Below are 16319 nucleotides of genomic sequence, written 5' to 3' on the forward strand. Positions count from 1 at the left end.
GGCGATCCGCCCGTCACAGACCGTACACGCGTGTCGCCGTCCCCGCGAACACCTCCGCGCGCTCCTGCTCCCCCAGGCCGCCCAGCAGCTCCCGCGCGCTGTCGGTGACTTCGGCGTAGGTGGCGGCCAGGGTGCACACCGGCCAGTCCGAGCCGAACATCAGGCGGTGCGGGCCGAAGGCGTCCAGGGCGGTGAGGGTGTACGGGCGGAGGTCGTCGACCTTCCAGGCGGCGGGGTCCGCCTCGGTGACCAGGCCGGAGAGCTTGGCGACCGTGTTGGGGAGGGCGGCGAGCGCGCCGAGGTCGGCGGACCAGCGGTCGAGGGCGCCCGAGGCGATGGGCGGCTTGCCCAGGTGATCGAGGACGAAGGTGAGTTCGGGCAGCGCGGCGGCCACCCGCGCGCAGGCGGGGAGCTGCCGGGGCAGGACGACCAGGTCGTAGACCAGACCGGCCGCGGCGACGGCGGCCAGGCCCCGGCGTACGTCCGGGCGCAGGAGCCACTCGGGGTCGGGCTCGCCCTGGACCTGGTGGCGGATGCCCTTGAGGTGGTCACCGCCGGGCACGTCGCGCAGGCGGGCGAGTTCGTCGGCGATGTCCGGCCGGGTCAGGTCGACCCAGCCGACGACGCCGGCGATCAGGTCGTGGCCGGCGGCGAGGGCCAGGAACTCCGGGGTCTCCTCGGGCACGGTGACCGTCTGGACCAGGACCGTGCGGTCGACTCCGGCCGCCCGTGCCTCGGGGGCGAGGTCGGCGACCGTGAAGGTGCGGCGCAGCGGACTGTCCTCGGGTATCCAGTCCTGGTCCCGGACCGACAGGTCCCAGACGTGGTGGTGGGCGTCCACCGTCATGGCAGCTCCCACACCACGGGCAGCCCCGCGTCCGCGCCCTCGCCGGAGTAGTCGTGCACCACGTCGAGGAGCTCCGCCATCCGGGCCTGCCAGGCGACGTTGACCGGGAGTTTCTCCAGCTCGGCGAGGAGGCGGGCGTAGTCCTCGCACTCCAGGACATGGAAGAGGTCGGTGCCGCTGCGCCAGATGGTCCAGGAGGTGGCGCCGGCCGCCCGGATGGCGTCGGTCAGTTCCTCCGGGACCTCGCGGTGGGCGGCCTCGTACTCGGCGACGCGGTCCGCGCGGACCTTGGTGTGCAGGGCGACTCTCATGACAGGTCCTCCGCGGGTACGGGGGCGTCGGCGGGCACCAGCGCCTTGTCGCGCAGTTCGTGCCAGAAGGCGGACGGCACCGGGCTCGCGAACTGTTCGGCCGCGTCCCGTACCTCGTCGGCCGAACGCGCACCCACCAGAACGCTCGCCACTGCCGGATGGGCTCCGCAGAAGGCCAGGGCGGCGGCGCGCAGCGTGGTGCCGTGGCGTTCCGCGATCTCCTTCAGCTGCAGGGCACGCTCCAGCACCTCCGGGGTCACGGTCGCGTAGTCGTACGTCATGCCCGGTCTCGGGTCCGCCAGCAGACCGGAGTTGAAGGCGCCCCCGATCACGACGGACCTGCCGCGTTCCTCGGCGGCCGGCAGGAGCTCGGTGAGCGCCCGCTGGTCGAGGAGCGTGTAGCGGCCGGCGCACAGCACCACGTCCACGTCGGTGTCGCGGACGAAGCGCGTCAGCATCTCCGCCTGGTTCATGCCCGCACCGATCGCCCCGACCACGCCCTCGGAGCGGAGCCGCTCCAGCGCCGGGTAGCCCTCCCGGAAGGCCTGTTCGGCGTGGTCGTCGGGGTCGTGCAGGTAGACGACGTCGACGCGGTCGAGGCCGAGCCGCTCCAGACTGGCCTCCAGGGTGCGTCGTACGCCGTCCGCGCTGAAGTCCCAGACGCGGCGCAGCGTCGCGGGGACGGCGAAGCCGTTGTCCAGGTCGTCGCCGGTGGCCTCCGTGACGGGTTCCAGGCGACGGCCGACCTTGGTGGAGATCGTGTACTCCGCGCGCGGTCGCTCCCGCAGGGCCGCTCCGAGGCGGCGTTCGGACAGGCCGAGGCCGTAGTGCGGGGCGGTGTCGAAGTAGCGGATGCCCTGCTGCCAGGCGGTGGACAGCGCCTCGTGGGCCTGGTCCTCGCTCACCTCGGTGAACAGGTTGCCGATGGCGGCCGATCCGAAGCCCAGGGCGCTGACCTCGACGTCGCTGCTGCCGAGCCGGTTCACTGCCCCACCGGCCTCAGGCGCAGGCCCTGCATGCCGCCGTCGACGGCGAGGGAGGTGCCGGTGGTGGCGCCGGACAGGGGGCTCGCCAGGTAGGCGACGGCACCGGCGACCTCGGCGGCCGTGACGAGCCGGCCGGTGGGCTGGCGGGCCTGAAGGGCGGCGCGCTCGGCGGCCGGGTCGGCGGCCCGCTCCAGCAGGCGGCCGACCCACGGGGTGTCCACCGTGCCGGGATTGACGCAGTTGACCCGGATGCCCTCGCGGACGTGGTCGGCCGCCATGGCGAGGGTGAGGGAGTACACGGCCCCCTTGGTGGCGCTGTACAGGGCCCGCTGCGGGAGTCCGGCCGTCGCCGCGATGGAGCAGGTGTTGACGATCGCCGCGTGCCGGGACTCCCGCAGGTGCGGCAGGGCCGCGCGGGTGACGCGGACCATGCCGACCACGTTGACGTCGAGGACGCGGTGCCACTCGGCGTCGTCGTTGTCCTCGACGGTGCCCTGGGCTCCGATGCCCGCGTTGTTGACCACCACGTCGAGGCCGCCGAGGTCGGCGACCGCGGCCGCCACCGCCGCTCGTACCGAGGCGTCGTCGGTGACGTCCGCCCGGTACCCGAGCAGCGGCTTGTCCACCGCGGACGGGTCGAGGTCGAGGACGGCGACCTGGGCGCCGCGAGCGGCGAGGAGTTCCGCCGTGGCCCGTCCGATGCCGGAGGCTCCGCCGGTCACCAGGGCCTTGAGCCCCTCGAAGTCGGTCATGCCGCCTGTCCCTTCTTCGCGTCGAGGTCGGCGACCCAGAAATCGCCGTCGGGGAAGGTGTACCGCGCGATCGACTCGGGACGCATGGCGGCCGAGAAGCCGGGCGCGGTGGGTGCCCTGTAGTGACCCTCGCGGATCACCACCGGGTCGATGAAGTGGTCGTGCAGATGGTCGACGTACTCGATCACCCGGTTCTCGGTGGTGCCGGTGACCGCCACGTAGTCGAACATGGACAGGTGCTGGACGAGTTCGCACAGGCCGACGCCTCCCGCGTGCGGGCAGACCGGCACGCCGAACTTGGCGGCGAGCAGCAGGATCGCGAGGTTCTCGTTGACCCCGCCGACGCGGGCCGCGTCGATCTGCACCACGTCGAGGGCGCCGGCCTGCAGCAGCTGCTTGAACACGATCCGGTTCTGCACGTGCTCGCCGGTGGCCACCTTCACCGGCGCGACGGCCTCCCGGATCGCCGCGTGGCCGAGGACGTCGTCGGGGCTGGTGGGCTCCTCGATCCAGTACGGGTCGAACTCGGCCAGCGCCCTGGTCCAGCGGATGGCCTCCGCCACGTCCCAGCGCTGGTTGGCGTCGATCGCCATCCGGACGTCGGGGCCGACGACCGAGCGGGCCACCCGGCAGCGGCGGATGTCGTCCGCCAGATCGGCGCCGACCTTCAGCTTGATCTGCGTGAAGCCGTCGGCGACCGCCTGGGCGGCGAGCCGGGTGAGCTTCTCGTCGCTGTAGCCGAGCCAGCCGGCCGAGGTGGTGTAAGCCGGGTAGCCCCGCTCCAGCAGGCGGGGGATCCGCTCGGCGGCGCCCTGCCGGCCACGGCGCAGGATGTCCAGCGCCTCGTCGGGGGTCAGGGCGTCCGTCAGGTAGCGGAAGTCGATCTGGCCGACCAGCCACTCGGGGTCGGCCTCGGCGAGCAGCCGCCACAGCGGCTTGTCGGCGCACTTGGCGGCGAGGTCCCACACGGCGTTGGTGACCGCGCCGATCGCCATGTGCATCACGCCCTTCTCGGGACCGAGCCAGCGCAGCTGGCTGTCGCCGATGAGGTCGCGGTACACGGTGCCGGGGTCCGCGCACAGCTCGTCGACGGACCGTCCGACCACGTGGTGGCGCAGCGCGTGGATCGCGGCGACCTGGACATCGTTGCCCCGCCCGATGGTGAACGTGAAACCGTGGCCCTCGAGACCGTCCTCGGCGTCGGTGCGCAGCACGACGTACGCGGCCGAGTAGTCGGGGTCCGGGTTCATCGCGTCGGAGCCGTCGAGCTCCCGCGAGGTCGGGAACCGGATGTCGTAGGTGTCGAGCGCGGAGATGCGGCGAGGGGGGCCGGGCGTCGGGGACACGGAGGGCCTTTCGGTCGGGGGCTGGGAGGGGGTCAGTCCTGGGCGCGGCCCGTGGTCACGCGGGCGATCATGAGAGCGACAAGGATGATCCCGCCGTAGATGGCGTCGATCCAGAACGACGGCACCTGTGCCATCGTGAGCATGGTCTTGACCACGCCCAGCAGCAGCACGCCGGTGAGGGCCCCGAACATGGTGCCCCGGCCGCCGTCGAGGCTGATGCCCCCGATGACGGCCGCGGCGAACACCGTGAAGATCATGTTCTGGCCCTGGTTGGCGCCGATCGCGCCCACGTAGCCGGTGTACATGAGGCCGCCGAGCGAGGCGAGCACACCGGCGACGACGTAGACGCCGAGCCGGACACGGTCGACGCGGATGCCCGCGGCGCGGGCCGCTTCCAGGTTGCCGCCGATGGCGTACAGCGAGCGGCCCACGCGGTGGTACTTGAGGATCCCGCCGGCGACGGCGAAGGCGGCGGCGGCGACCCACACCGACAGCGGGATGCGCAGGAACGTGGAGGTGGCCAGCGAGAAGAACGCGTCCGGCATGCCGAACAGCGTCTTGCCCTTGGTGGCGCCGACGAGCAGTCCGCGCAGGATGATCAGCATGGCCAGCGTGACGATGAAAGCGTTGAGCTTCACCTTCACCACCAGGATGCCGTTGAAGGCGCCGATGACCGCGCCCACCACGGGGATGGCCAGCAGGGCCAGCCAGGCGGGGAGTTCGCTCCCCCAGCCGGCCTGGGCGGCCGGCAGCACCAGGAGCGCCGCGACCGCCGGCGCGATGCCCACCACCGACTCGAGCGACAGGTCGAACTTGCCGGTGATGAGGACCAGGGACTCGGCGAGCACCACCATCGCGAGCGCGGCGGACGAGGCCAGGATGGAGATCAGGGTGGCTTGGGTGAAGAACGAGTCGTTCAGCAGGGCGCCCAGCACGAGGAGCAGCAACAGCGCAGGGACGAGGGCGAGTTCGCGTGCCCGGCGCACCAGCACGGCCCGAGCCGACCGGGCGTCGGGCACCCTCACCGGCTTCACCGGCGGAGCCTTCGTGTCAGCCATGGTCAACTCCTTCGATGGAGGCGATCAGCTCGTGGTCGCGCCAGCCCGCCGGGTGCTCGGCGACGACACGGCCGTGGAAGAGGACGAGGACGCGGTCGCAGCGCCTGAGGTCGTCGAGTTCGTCGGAGACGACCAGGACGGCCGTGCCGTCCTCGCGGGCGCTGTCGACGCGGGCGAGCAGCGACTCCTTGGACTTCACGTCGACGCCCGCGGTGGGGTTGATGAGGACGAGCAGCCGGGGTTCGGAGGCGAGGGCGCGGGCCATGACGACCTTCTGCGCGTTTCCTCCGGACAGGTCGGAGACCGGCTGTTCGGGGCCCTCGGCGTGGATGTCGAGGCGGTCGATCAGCTCGGCGGCGAAGCCGCGCCGGCGGTCGGTGCCGACGAAGCCGAAGCGGCCGAGCCGGTCGAGGACGCTCATGGTGGCGTTGTCGCCGATGGTCATCCCGGCGACCAGTCCCTGCTCGTGCCGGTCACGCGGCACGCAGCCGACTCCGGCCGTGAGGGCGGCCTGCACGGACCCGAACCTCATGGGTTCGCCGTCGAGCAGGGCCGTTCCGCCGGTCGGTGTGCGCAGGCCCGCGAAGGCCTCCGCCAGTTCGATCTTGCCGCTCGCGCTGGAGCCGGCGAGCCCGACGACCTCGCCGCGGCGCACGGTCAGGTCGACGTCCTCGTACGTCGGCGAGCTGAGCCCGCGCGCGTCGAGGAGGACGGGTGCCGCCTCGTCGACGGCCCTTTCCCGCAGGCCCTGTTCGGCGATCGCCTCGATGGACTCCCCCGCCATCGCCTCCACCAGCGCCGCCCTCGGCAGGTCGGCGACCGGGGCCGTGGTGATCCAGCGGGCGTCGCGCAGGACGGTGACGGTCTGGCAGACCTCGTACACCTCCTGCAGATGGTGCGAGATGAAAAGGAAGGTGACGCCGGAGTCCTGGAGTGCGCGCATCCGGCTGAACAGCCGCTCGATCTCACGGTTGTCGAGCTGGGCGGTCGGCTCGTCGAGGATGATGAAGCGGGCGCCGAAACTCAACGCCCGGGCGATCTCCACCATTTGACGGTCCTCGACCTTGAGGTCGGCGGTGCGCGCGTCCGGGTCGACCCGGACGTCCCAGGTGTCGAGGAGCTGGGCGGCCTCGCCGCGCAGCCTCCGCCAGCTGATGAACCCCCTCTGCAGGGGCTGCCGGTTGATGCTGTGCTTATCCGGGGGACAACCCCCGGACCCCCGGCCGACCCTGGAGTTGAGGCGTGTCGACCTGGCGGCGTGAATCTCCGCCATGAAGAGATTTTCGGCAACCGTGAGTTCCGGAACGAGGGTGGGGTGCTGGTAGACGCAGGCGACCTTGCGGCGCCACGCGTCGCGGTCGGTGAGCGGGGGCGCGGGCTCGCCGTCGAAGCGGACCGTACCCTCGTCGGGCGCCTCCAGGCCGGTGAGGACCCTCACCAGCGTCGACTTGCCGGCACCGTTGCGGCCGACGAGGGCGTGGGACTCGCCGGGCAGCACGGTGAGCCGGCCGTCCGCGAGGGCGGTGGTGGGGCCGTACCGCTTGACGACGTCCCGCGCCTCGACGAGCGGTACGGCCGGGGTTTCCTGGGCGCTCATTTGACCGTGTTGCCCCAGAGCTTGGGGTCGTCGACGTTGTCCTTGGTGACCAGCGGCGCGGGCAGTTGGTCCTCCAGGATGCCGTTGGGCAGCCGGACGATGGTCGAGTCGTGGTCGGTCGGGCCCGGCTTGAAGGTCTTCCCCTCCATCGCCGCCTTGATGTAGTACATGCCGTACTTGGCGTAGGCGTCGGCGGGCTGGGAGACCGTCGCGTCGATCTCGCCCTTGCGGAGGGCGTCGAACTCCTGCGGGATGCCGTCGTTGGAGACGATCGTGATATGGCCCGCGGTGCCGGCCGTCTTGAGCAGCCCCTTCGCCTTGAGGGTCTGCAGGGTCGGGGCGAGGTAGACGCCGCCTGCCTGCATGTAGATGCCCTTGATGTCGGGGTTGGCGTTGAGCAGGGTGCCCAGTTGGGAGGCGGCCGTGTCGGACTCCCACTTGGCGGGGATCTCCAGGACCTTCAGCTTGGGGTACTTCGTCTTCACGCAGGACCGGAACGCCTGGGAGCGGTCCCGGCCGTTGACCGAGGCCAGGTCGCCCATGATCTGCACGACCTTGCCGCTGGTGACGTGCTGGCCCAGGTAGTCGCAGGCTTTCGTGCCGTACGCCACGTTGTCGGCGCGCACGACCATGGCGACCTTGCCCTTGTCGGGCGCCACGTCGACGGCGACGACCGGCACGCCCTTGCGGTCGGCCTGGGCGAGGCCGGCCTCGATGGCGGCGCTGTCCAGCGGGGCCACGACGAGGCCCTTCACGCCCTGGTTGAGCTGGTTGTTGATGTCGGTGATCTGCTGCGAGGGGTCACTGTTGGAGTTGACCGTCTTCAGCGCGTCGACGCCCTGGGACTTGGCCATCTTCGGCACGTAGTCGTTGTACGACTGCCAGAACGGCGAGGTCAGCAGGGGCAGGATCACCCCGACCTTGCCGGTGCCGCCGCCTCCGGCGCTGCCGGAACCAGCCGTGTCCTTGGTACTTCCGCACGCGGCGAGCGCGAGCGAGGCGCTCGCGGCCACGGCGACCGCCGCGACCATCCGCATTCTGTTCCGCTTGCCCACTGTCCTGCCGTGCATCTGGCGGCTCCTCGTTGAGCGTCTTCGAGCAGATGACGGCATACTTATCAGACCACTCGCTCGCTACAACACCCTTCCGCGCCAGATTTTCGCAGATTCAGGCCGTAGTGGTCGGACCACCTTGGCGGTTAGACTTCGGCGCACCCGGTGAGTGGAGGAACGGCGTGGACGAGACAGCCCCACAGAAGGGCACCGTGACGCAGCGCGCCATCGAGCAGATCAAGGCGTTGATCGCGGAGGGCCGCCTCGAGCCGGGCCAGCGGCTGCCCACCGAGCGCGATCTCGCCGCCCAGCTGGGAATCTCCCGCAGCTCGATGCGGGAGGCGATCCGTGCGCTGACGGTGCTGGGCGTCCTGGAGGCCCGGCACGGTTCCGGCATCTACGTCACCCAGCTCGAGGCCGGCGATCTGCTGGAGACGTTCGGTGTGGTGGCCGACCTCTCGCGCGGCCCGCGTCTGGTGGAACTGCTGGAGGTGCGGCGGATCCTGGAGTCGACGGCGACCGCGCTGGCGGCGGCCCGCATCACGCCGGACCAGCTCGCGGAGGTGGAGAAGCACCTCACCGCGATGAACGCCACCGAGGACCCCGAGGTGATCCTCGCCCACGACCTCGCCTTCCACCGCGAGATCGCCATGGCCGCCGGCAACGACACCATGGCGGCGATCCTGGAGGGCCTCTCCTCGCGGACGTTCCGGGCCCGCGTGTGGCGCGGCTACCAGGAGGAGGGCGCCTTCGCCCGCACCCGCCGCGAGCACGCGGCGATCCACCGCGCCCTGGTCGCCCACGACCCGGAAGCGGCACGAGCGGCGGCGGCAGCGCACGTGGGCGAGGTGGAGGAATGGCTGCGGGCGCAGCTCGGAGCGTAGGCCGCCGGTTCAGGCGCTCGGTGGGCCGGTGTGCTGGGCCTGGGTCTCGGACCACTCCCGCAGCTCGTTGGCGCCCACCTCCTCGATGGTCGCCCGCAGGGCGGCGCGGGCCGTCGCGTCGCGTTCCTCCGGCGGCAGCAGCCGGTAGCGGTCGACGGCGCGCCGCAGCGTCTCGTGGGACTGGCCGCACACGACCCAGCGCGCCCCCGGGTTGAAGAGCTGGCGCACGCCGGTGAAGAAGACGGCACCGCCGGCGATCAGCGCCGTCAGCCACGCGGGAGCGTGCAGCCCGGCCGCCACCACCGTCGAGGAGGTGGCGACGAGGGCACCGAGTTCCGTCGCGTAGTGCATCCGACGCGACCGGTCCCGGGTGCGCCCGTAGAAGACCAAGTCCCGCTGCGCGAGCGCCAGTACCGGGTCGGGCTCCGACGCCCAGTCCCGGCCGGCGGCCGTTGTTCTGCTCATCGGCACATCATGCCCAAGACGGCGGCTTATTGGATTGCCCGGGTCCCGGCACGAGGAAGACATACCGGCCCTGCGAACCGAGCCCTACGACGACGTGGTCAACTCCTCGCGCGCGGAGGGCGGCCCTGGCGGCCGGTCACCCCCCGCTCGAAGGATCCGCGTCTCGTGGCGGACGACTTGGACGAGAAGCACGTCCGGTTCTCCGTGGTGGAGCTGGGCGCCGGCACACTGATCGGCGCGGCGGTGCTCTGGGGCATCGCCAACCACAACCGCTCGGCCCACATGGGACTCGGCCTGCTGCCCTCCTCCCGCGGCGAGGGCTACGGCACCGACGGGGTCGCGGTCCTGTGCCATTACGGCTTCGTCGTCCGCGGCCTGCAGCGCCTCCAGATCGAGACCCTGTCCGACGACACCGCGATGCTCCGCGGCCTGGGTACTGGGCGAGTTCCTGGACGAGGTGGTGCTGGGGCTCCTCGCCCAGGAATGGAAGCCGGGCCGGAAGGGTTAGCCGAGGAGGCCCCCGGCCCTGGTGGGTACTCGTCGGCTGCTGCGAAGGGAGTCAGCGGATGAGCGCTCTCACTCACTGGCTCGAACATCTGTCCGGGCCTGTGGTGTACGTCGTGGTCGTCGGGCTGGTCTTCGCCGAGGACGCGTTCTTCCTCGGGTTCGTGCTGCCGGGCGAGACCGCGGTGATCGTCGGTGGGGTGCTGGCCCGCCAGGGGGTGGTCGAGCTGGTGTGGCTGGCCGTCGCCGTCGTCCTCGCGGCGATCGCCGGGGACGGCGTCGGGTACGCGCTCGGCCGCCGGCTGGGGCCGCCGGTCCTGCACAGCCGCCTGCTGCGCAGGCACGCCCACGGCGCGGACAAGGCACGCGACCTCATCCTCCGGCGCGGCCCCGCGGCCGTCTTCATCGGCCGGTTCGTCGCCCTCTTCCGTTCCCTGGTCCCGGCGCTGGCGGGCGCCTCGAACATGCCGTACCGCCGGTTCTTCCTCTACAACGCGCTCGGCGGCCTGGTGTGGGGCGTCGGCAACGCCGTCCTCGGGTACGCGCTGGGCGCCGCCTACCAACGGGCCGAGGGGCTGATCGGCAAGACCCTGGCGCTGGTGGTGGCGGCCCTGGCGCTGGTGACCCTGGTCGTCTGGCGGATCCGCCGGCATCGCCGGGACCGGGCAGAAAGCGGGGACTGAGACCGCTCCGCTCGGATGTGCCGTCAGACCTGCGACCGGTACAGCCCGAACCCGGCGATGTGCACGGCGCCCCGCGCGCCCGTCACCCGCAGTCGCCAGCGCTGGGCCCGTACCGGCGCCGGCAGGAGCAGGATGCGGCTCGCGCCGATCGTTCCGGCCGCGGCCGCCTGCGTCCAGGAACCGTCGAGCCAGGCCTCCACGACGAAGCTCTCGACCTGCTGGCCGTGCCGGGTGTCCTCGGCCAGGCGGACCCGGTCGACCTCCCGCGCACGGCCGAGGTCGACGGTGATCCCGCTCGCGGTGCGCGTGGTGCGCGCCCCCCGGGCCAGGTCCTGCGGGAGTTCGCTGTCGATGCGGGCGCGGAACTCCCGCAGCCGGGCGACGTCGGTGTCGTGCAGCCGGCCGTCCGTGTCCGGCGGGACGTTGAGCAGCAGGACCGAGTTGCGGCCCACCGAGCCGAACCAGATCTTCGTCAAGTCGTCGACTGATTTGGGGAGTTGGTCCGAGTGGTAGAACCAGCCGTCGCGGATGGACACATCGCACTCGGCGGGCCACCACTGGAGGTAGTCCGTCTTCGGCTGGGCCGTCACCAGCACGGCGCGGCTGCCCTCGTCGGCGGTGTCGTACGACAGCGCCCAGTCGGTACGCCCGTACTGGTTCTCCTTGACCGGGATGACGCTCCACTCGTTCTCGCGCGCCAGCCCGTCCTCGTTGCCGACCCAGCGCAGGTCGGGGCCGGTCACGGCGATCGCGGCGTCCGGGGCGAGGGTGCGCACCAGGGCGTACCAGCTGTCCCAGTCGTAGTTCTCCACCTTGTCGGGCGGGATGTGGCCCTGGGCGCCGTCGAACCACACCTCGTCGACGGGACCGTACTCGGTGAGCACCTCGTGGAGCGTGTTGAGCATGTGGGCGCCGTAGTCGGTCCCCTGGAAGGTGTAGAAGCGGTCCGGGGTGCGGTCGTCGCCCGGGACCAGGGTGGGGATGGTGCGCGGGGTGCGGGCGCTGCCGTTGGCGTAGACGCCGTGCAGATACTGGTTCTCGTCGGCGGGCGAGATGTAGACGCCGACCTTGAGGCCGTGCCGACGCATGGAGTCGGCGAAGGAGCGCAGCACGTCGCCGTGGCCGTCCTGCCAACTGCTGGAGGCCACCGTGTGCCTGGTGTACCGGGACGGGTAGAGCACGAAGCCGTCGTGGTGCTTGACGGTGAGGATGGCGAGCCGGAAGCCGCCGTCGCGCAGGGCGCGGGCCCACTGGTCGGTGTCGAGCCCGGTCGGCTGGAAGACATCGGGGTCCTCGTCGCCGGTGCCCCACTCCAGGCCGGTGAAGGTGTTCACGCCGAAGTGCAGGAACCCGGTCTGTTCCAGCGCCTGCCAGGCGATCTGCCGTGCGGTGGGCCGGACTCGGGACGCCTTGCGGACCAGCTCGTCCGGGGTGTCGTCGGGGCTGACGGGGATGCGGGAACGGTCGTCGGAGGCGCTCGCGGAGGGGGCCGCGGCCGCGGGGAGGCCGGAGGTGGCGAGCGCGGAGACCGACAGGGCGGCCGAGGTGACGAAGAGGCGTCTGGAGAGGGCCATGGGGATCGGACTCCTCGGTTCAGTGGATGGTGAGGTACCAGACGGCGGGCGGGCGCTGGTCCGGCGGGTACTGGACGATGCGGCCGTCGTCGGTCACGGTCAGCGCCATCTGCGTGATCGCGTCGACGAGCTCGTAGCCGCCGGCCGTCCGGGTCAGCTGCCAGCGCTGCAGGGTGGAGGTGGCGTCGCAGGGCTGCCGGCTCGCCTCGAGTCCCGGCTGGAGCGGCGCGTTCAGCGTCAGCTTGCCGCCGCTGATCTCCAGACAGCCGTCGGCGGAGCGCAGGCTCGCGTATCCGTCGGCGGTCCGCGTGAGCCGGGCCGTGAAGGACTGGCCGGTCGTACGGAAGGTGTAGGTGCCGTCCGCCACGGGCAGCCGCGTCAGGTCCCGCCGGCCGGGCGCGTGCCCGACGGCCGTGGCGCGGGCGGTGAACCCGGCGTAGGTGGCGTCGGGACGCGGGTCACCCCAGGTCGCCTGCGCGATGTGCCGTAGCGCGGGCCAGAGTTCGACGGCGACCTCGTTCTCCGTCTCACCGCTGCCGTTGTCGGGCCAGAGGCTGATCTTCGCGCCGGTGACGCCCTTGCTGGAGGCCACCTTCTCGCCCTCGAAGCTGCGCGGGTCCCAGCTCTGGTCGTACAGCGACCCGGTGTCGCTGTGGAAGCCGCCGCGCACCAGGTACAGCGAGTAGGCGGCGTTCTCCACCTGGTAGCCCTGCGCGATCAGAGCGCTGGGTTTCACGGCCACGTTCAGCCAGTGCTCGACGGTCGTCCCCGCCGCCACCGGCACGGTGTTGGCGCCGGTCAACCCGTCGTTCCAGATGCGCAGCCGCTTGCCCTTGCTCGCGGCGTAGGCCTGGACACGGTTGATGAAGTCCACGTAAGCGTCCTGCGGAGTGGCGTTCGGACCGTACTTGTCCTGCGCGTACCTCAGCATCTGCGGGTACTTGGCGTAGTCGGAGCCGAGCATGTACTCGTCGGCACCCATGTGCCAGGACTTCGCGGTGAACACCTGCGCGTACTCGTCCATCAGGCTGGTGTAGTAGGCGAAGGCGGCCTGCTGGGTGACGTCGAGGCGGGCGGGCTGCTTGTTGCCGTCGGAGTCGGTGAGCTGCAGGTCGGGGCGGTTCTCGATCCACGGGTCCATGTGGCCCGGGGAGTTGATCTCCGGGATGATCTCGACGTGGTACCTGTCGCCGAGCGCGACGAGCCGGCGTATCTCGTCCTTGGTGTAGTAGCCCCAGGTGTCGGCCTCGGGGTGCGCGTCGCTCTTCACCTTGAGTTCGAGGAGCAACTGGTTGAGCTTGTGGTACGCCATCTCCCGGACCAGGTTCTCCAGCCAGGGCAGCGAGACGTGGATATAGCAGGCGCACACGCCCACGCCCCGCTCCCGGTAGCGCGGTACGTCGACCGTGCGCCCCGCGGGTATCCGGTCGCCCTGCGCGAGGAGTTGGAGGAGGGTGCGGGTGCCGTAGAAGGCGCCGGTCTCGGTGGCACCGGTCACCGACAGCCGCCGGCCGGCGCTGAGTTCGTAGCCCTCGGCCCCCAGCGCGCCCCGGGAGGGGCGGACGTCGATCACGATGTCCCCGGCGCGGGCACCACCCGGGACGACCGGGACGCTGCCGTGGCCGGCTGCCCGCAGGTCGTCGGCGAGCGTGTCGGCCACCCGCCGCCCCGCCGGGCTGTCGGCGACCAGCCGCACACCCTTCCCGTACGCGTAACTGCCGTGCCCCGGCGTCCAGTCGGTCAGAGCCGGCACGGTGACCGGCGCCGTCGGCTGTGCGTCTCGCGCGACCGCCTGGACCGGCGTCACCAGCAGCGTCAGGACCGCCGTGACGCCGAGCAGCCGCAGCAGTCGCTTCCTGACCTCACCCATGCCAGTCCACCTTGAAGACCCACACGTGCGCTCCCGCCTTACGGGCTGTCTCGGGTACGTCGATCACCAGGGCCCCCTTGCTGACCGTCCAGCTCAGCGGCCGGTCGTGGCCGAGCATGGTCACCCGGTCGCCGGGCCGGACCGGTACCGGTGCCTCGACGGTGAGCTTGGCGCCGGGCCGGGTCAGGGAGTGGATGTAGAAGGCCTCGTTCGGGCGGACGGTGAACCGCAGGTCGGCCCCGAGCTGCGCCATCCGGGACCAGTACGTGGTGTCGTAGACCGCCTCGCCGTTGACCTTCAGCCAGGCGCCCGTCTCCCGCAGCCGGGTCTGGAGGATCGGCGCGATGGTGCCGTCGGCGCGCGGGCCGATGTCGAGCAGGAAGTTGCCGTTCTTGGAGACGATGTCGACGAGACTGTGCACGACCTCCTCGGCCGTCATGTAGGAGTCGTCGGGGGTCGCCTGGTTGTAGCCGTAGCTGAAGGGGTCGAGGCCGCGGCTGGACTCCCACTTGGCGACGACCGTGTTGTCGTACGTCGTGTACTCGGGGGTCGTGAAGTCGTGGAAGGCGATGCCGGAGCGGTTGTTGACCGTCACGTCGATCGGACGGGCCCGGTTCTTGGCGTGGTTGAAGTACTCGGCGAGGACGTGCGGGCTGTCGTTCACGCCGCCGATGTCGCACCAGATGATCTCCGGGTCGTAGCCGTGGATCAGTTCGAGCATCTGCGGGGCCTGGTAGTCCCGCACATAGTCCTTGCCCGCGGTGTATCCGGTGTACGGGACGGGGGCGAGCGTGTACGGGTTGCGCGGGGCGTGGCCCATCCAGGGGTTGTCCGGGTTGAACCACTCGGGCATGGAGAAGTAGAGGCCGCGGTGGAGTTCGGGGGCGTACCGCCGCGACGCCTCGAACAGTTCCTTCACGAGGTCCCGTTTCGGGCCCATCTTCACGGCGTTGCGGTCGGACACCTTGGTGTCCCACAGCGCGAAGCCCTCGTGGTGCTTGGAGGTCAGGACGTGGTACTGGGCGCCGGCGTCCCGGAACAGCTCCACCCAGGCGCGCGGGTCGAAGTGCTGCGCCGTGAAGCGCGGGATGAAGTCGTCGTAGGCGAAGTCCGCGCCATAGGTGTCCCGGTGATGAGCGTAGGTGGGGTTGTTGGGGTCCTGCATCTGGTCCCAGTACCACTCGGCGTACTGCTTGCCGACCGGGGCCCAGGCGGGCACCGAGTAGACGCCCCAGTGGATGAAGATGCCGAACTTGGCGCCCTGGAACCAGTAGGGCGCCTGGTGGCCGTCCAACGAGGCCTCGGTGGGCTGGTAGTCGGCGGTTCCGAGAGTCAACGAGCGCTGCTGGGAGGTGACTTGCCTGCCTCGTCCCGTGACGCTCACCGAACCGTCCCGCCGCGTTCCGGGCGCGGTGCCCGCGCGGTTGCGGATGCCGACGCGGACGCGGGCCTGCTCGCCGGGGTCGAGGCGGCGGACCCGGGCGGGCTCGACGGTACGGGCGCCGGGGACGTCGACGTGGACGGACACCTCGTCGCCGGCCAGGATCGCGAAGGTGCCCGCGTTGACGACGGTCGCCTCGATGCTCTGGGCGCCGCTGGACTCCAGCAGGGAACTGGTGGAGTGGACGTCGTGCAGGGCCAACGCCCGCCCCTGGGCGGCCGGTTGGAGGGTGAGCGCGAAGACGTGCAGGGCGGCCTTGCCGGCCTCGGCGGGGTTGATGACCGGCAGGGTGACGGCGACGGCCTCACGCCGCGGGTCGGTCCACACCTGCGAGGTGCCGATCCCGACGCTGTGGGCGTCCTTGGTGCCGTCCGGCTGGTAGCGGTAGGGCGCCGACAGCGAGCCGCCCGCCGCGTACCAGTCGGCGCCGGTCAGGCCGGCGGTGGACGTCGTCCCGTCGGCGTAGTGGACCGTGGCCTTCCCGGAGGCGTCGCCGTAACTGCCGGCGGTGAGGAAGGCGGCGGACAGATAGCGGCCCCGGGGCAGCTCGACGCGCTGGCCGAGCGCGACCACGTTGTTCCTGGCGCCCGCCGCAGAGGACGGGAAGTCGAAGGGGACGCCGTCCACCTCGACGCGGCCCGCGGGCAGTTCCTCGCCGGGGAACGTGTAGCCGGAGCCGTCGAAGTCGCCGCCGCGGGCGGTGGCGGTGTCGATGCCGTCGTTGTCGAACAGGGAGTCGAGCGGGACGGGGACCGGGTCGGGGACGGGAACCCACCGCGGTGCGCCCGAGCCGGCGACCGACTCGGCGGCGCGGGCCTCGCTCGCCACGGAGAGGGGAAGGGCGCCGGCGGCGGTGACGGCCACCGCGGCACCCAGAACCTGACGTCTTGGACAGGGACTCATCAGCGGCTCCCATTCATCGGATGTCTGATCATTGGGCTGGCTCCTG

Annotated in this window: 14 protein-coding genes and 1 pseudogene; 3 read left to right on the forward strand and 12 right to left on the reverse strand. The window is 71.5% G+C overall.

The features are described 5' to 3' along the window. Positions 1-13: 13 nt before the first annotated feature. From ACIRVK_RS10195 to ACIRVK_RS10230, 8 genes are read right to left on the reverse strand one after another with little or no spacing between them, the layout of a single operon-like run. Positions 14-847: an amidohydrolase family protein gene (locus ACIRVK_RS10195; RefSeq protein ID WP_404245121.1), complete on the reverse strand. Its 834-nt coding sequence runs from the start codon at positions 845-847 to the stop codon at positions 14-16. After that, complete coding sequence (locus tag ACIRVK_RS10200; protein ID WP_404245123.1) at positions 844-1158, reverse strand: L-rhamnose mutarotase; 315 nt, start codon at positions 1156-1158, stop codon at positions 844-846. Before ACIRVK_RS10200 ends, ACIRVK_RS10195 begins: the two co-directional genes overlap by 4 nt. Then, positions 1155-2144: an aldo/keto reductase gene (locus tag ACIRVK_RS10205; RefSeq protein ID WP_404245125.1), complete on the reverse strand. Its 990-nt coding sequence runs from the start codon at positions 2142-2144 to the stop codon at positions 1155-1157. Before ACIRVK_RS10205 ends, ACIRVK_RS10200 begins: the two co-directional genes overlap by 4 nt. Next, entirely contained in the window at positions 2141-2896 is a 756-nt protein-coding gene (locus ACIRVK_RS10210; RefSeq protein WP_404245126.1) for an SDR family NAD(P)-dependent oxidoreductase, read from the reverse strand. Before ACIRVK_RS10210 ends, ACIRVK_RS10205 begins: the two co-directional genes overlap by 4 nt. After that, the gene (locus tag ACIRVK_RS10215) at positions 2893-4242 is read right to left on the reverse strand and encodes an L-fuconate dehydratase (RefSeq protein WP_404245128.1); all 1350 of its coding nucleotides are present in this window, start codon (positions 4240-4242) and stop codon (positions 2893-2895) included. Before ACIRVK_RS10215 ends, ACIRVK_RS10210 begins: the two co-directional genes overlap by 4 nt. Before the next feature lie 32 nt (positions 4243-4274). Beyond that, positions 4275-5300, reverse strand: a complete 1026-nt coding sequence (locus ACIRVK_RS10220) for an ABC transporter permease (protein WP_404245130.1) — start codon at positions 5298-5300, stop codon at positions 4275-4277. After that, entirely contained in the window at positions 5293-6897 is a 1605-nt protein-coding gene (locus ACIRVK_RS10225; protein WP_404245132.1) for a sugar ABC transporter ATP-binding protein, read from the reverse strand. The genes ACIRVK_RS10220 and ACIRVK_RS10225 overlap by 8 nt, the downstream gene beginning before the upstream one ends. Continuing rightward, positions 6894-7967, reverse strand: coding sequence for a sugar ABC transporter substrate-binding protein (locus tag ACIRVK_RS10230; RefSeq protein WP_404245134.1), 1074 nt, complete (start codon positions 7965-7967; stop codon positions 6894-6896). The genes ACIRVK_RS10225 and ACIRVK_RS10230 overlap by 4 nt, the downstream gene beginning before the upstream one ends. Before the next feature lie 164 nt (positions 7968-8131). On the opposite strand from ACIRVK_RS10230, the gene ACIRVK_RS10235 reads away from it, so the two are divergent. Beyond that, complete coding sequence (locus tag ACIRVK_RS10235) at positions 8132-8833, forward strand: FadR/GntR family transcriptional regulator (RefSeq protein ID WP_404245136.1); 702 nt, start codon at positions 8132-8134, stop codon at positions 8831-8833. Between the two features lie 9 nt (positions 8834-8842). On the opposite strand, the gene ACIRVK_RS10240 is transcribed toward ACIRVK_RS10235, so the two are convergent. After that, the gene (locus ACIRVK_RS10240; RefSeq protein ID WP_404245138.1) at positions 8843-9298 is read right to left on the reverse strand and encodes a DUF4231 domain-containing protein; all 456 of its coding nucleotides are present in this window, start codon (positions 9296-9298) and stop codon (positions 8843-8845) included. 28 nt (positions 9299-9326) lie between these two features. On the opposite strand from ACIRVK_RS10240, the pseudogene ACIRVK_RS10245 reads away from it, so the two are divergent. Together ACIRVK_RS10245 and ACIRVK_RS10250 are read left to right on the forward strand one after the other, a co-directional pair. Further along, a pseudogene (locus tag ACIRVK_RS10245) lies at positions 9327-9806 on the forward strand (GNAT family N-acetyltransferase). Positions 9807-9864: 58 nt separating this feature from the next. Further along, positions 9865-10485 carry a DedA family protein gene (locus ACIRVK_RS10250; RefSeq protein WP_404245140.1) on the forward strand — a complete coding sequence of 207 codons (621 nt, stop codon included), beginning with the start codon at positions 9865-9867 and terminating at the stop codon, positions 10483-10485. A gap of 23 nt (positions 10486-10508) precedes the next feature. Here ACIRVK_RS10250 and ACIRVK_RS10255 read toward each other — a convergent pair whose 3' ends face one another. Genes ACIRVK_RS10255 through ACIRVK_RS10265 form a run of 3 tightly spaced genes read right to left on the reverse strand, consistent with a single transcriptional unit; the run spans position 10509 to position 16273 of the window. Continuing rightward, positions 10509-12059: an alpha-L-fucosidase gene (locus ACIRVK_RS10255; protein WP_404245142.1), complete on the reverse strand. Its 1551-nt coding sequence runs from the start codon at positions 12057-12059 to the stop codon at positions 10509-10511. Between the two features lie 19 nt (positions 12060-12078). Further along, complete coding sequence (locus ACIRVK_RS10260; RefSeq protein ID WP_404245144.1) at positions 12079-13929, reverse strand: family 20 glycosylhydrolase; 1851 nt, start codon at positions 13927-13929, stop codon at positions 12079-12081. Continuing rightward, positions 13922-16273 carry an alpha-L-fucosidase gene (locus ACIRVK_RS10265; protein WP_404245146.1) on the reverse strand — a complete coding sequence of 784 codons (2352 nt, stop codon included), beginning with the start codon at positions 16271-16273 and terminating at the stop codon, positions 13922-13924. The genes ACIRVK_RS10260 and ACIRVK_RS10265 overlap by 8 nt, the downstream gene beginning before the upstream one ends. Between the last annotated feature and the right edge of the window lie 46 nt (positions 16274-16319).

It is taken from the genome of Streptomyces sp. NPDC101152 (assembly GCF_044768275.1).
In the GTDB taxonomy this organism is placed as follows: domain Bacteria; phylum Actinomycetota; class Actinomycetes; order Streptomycetales; family Streptomycetaceae; genus Streptomyces.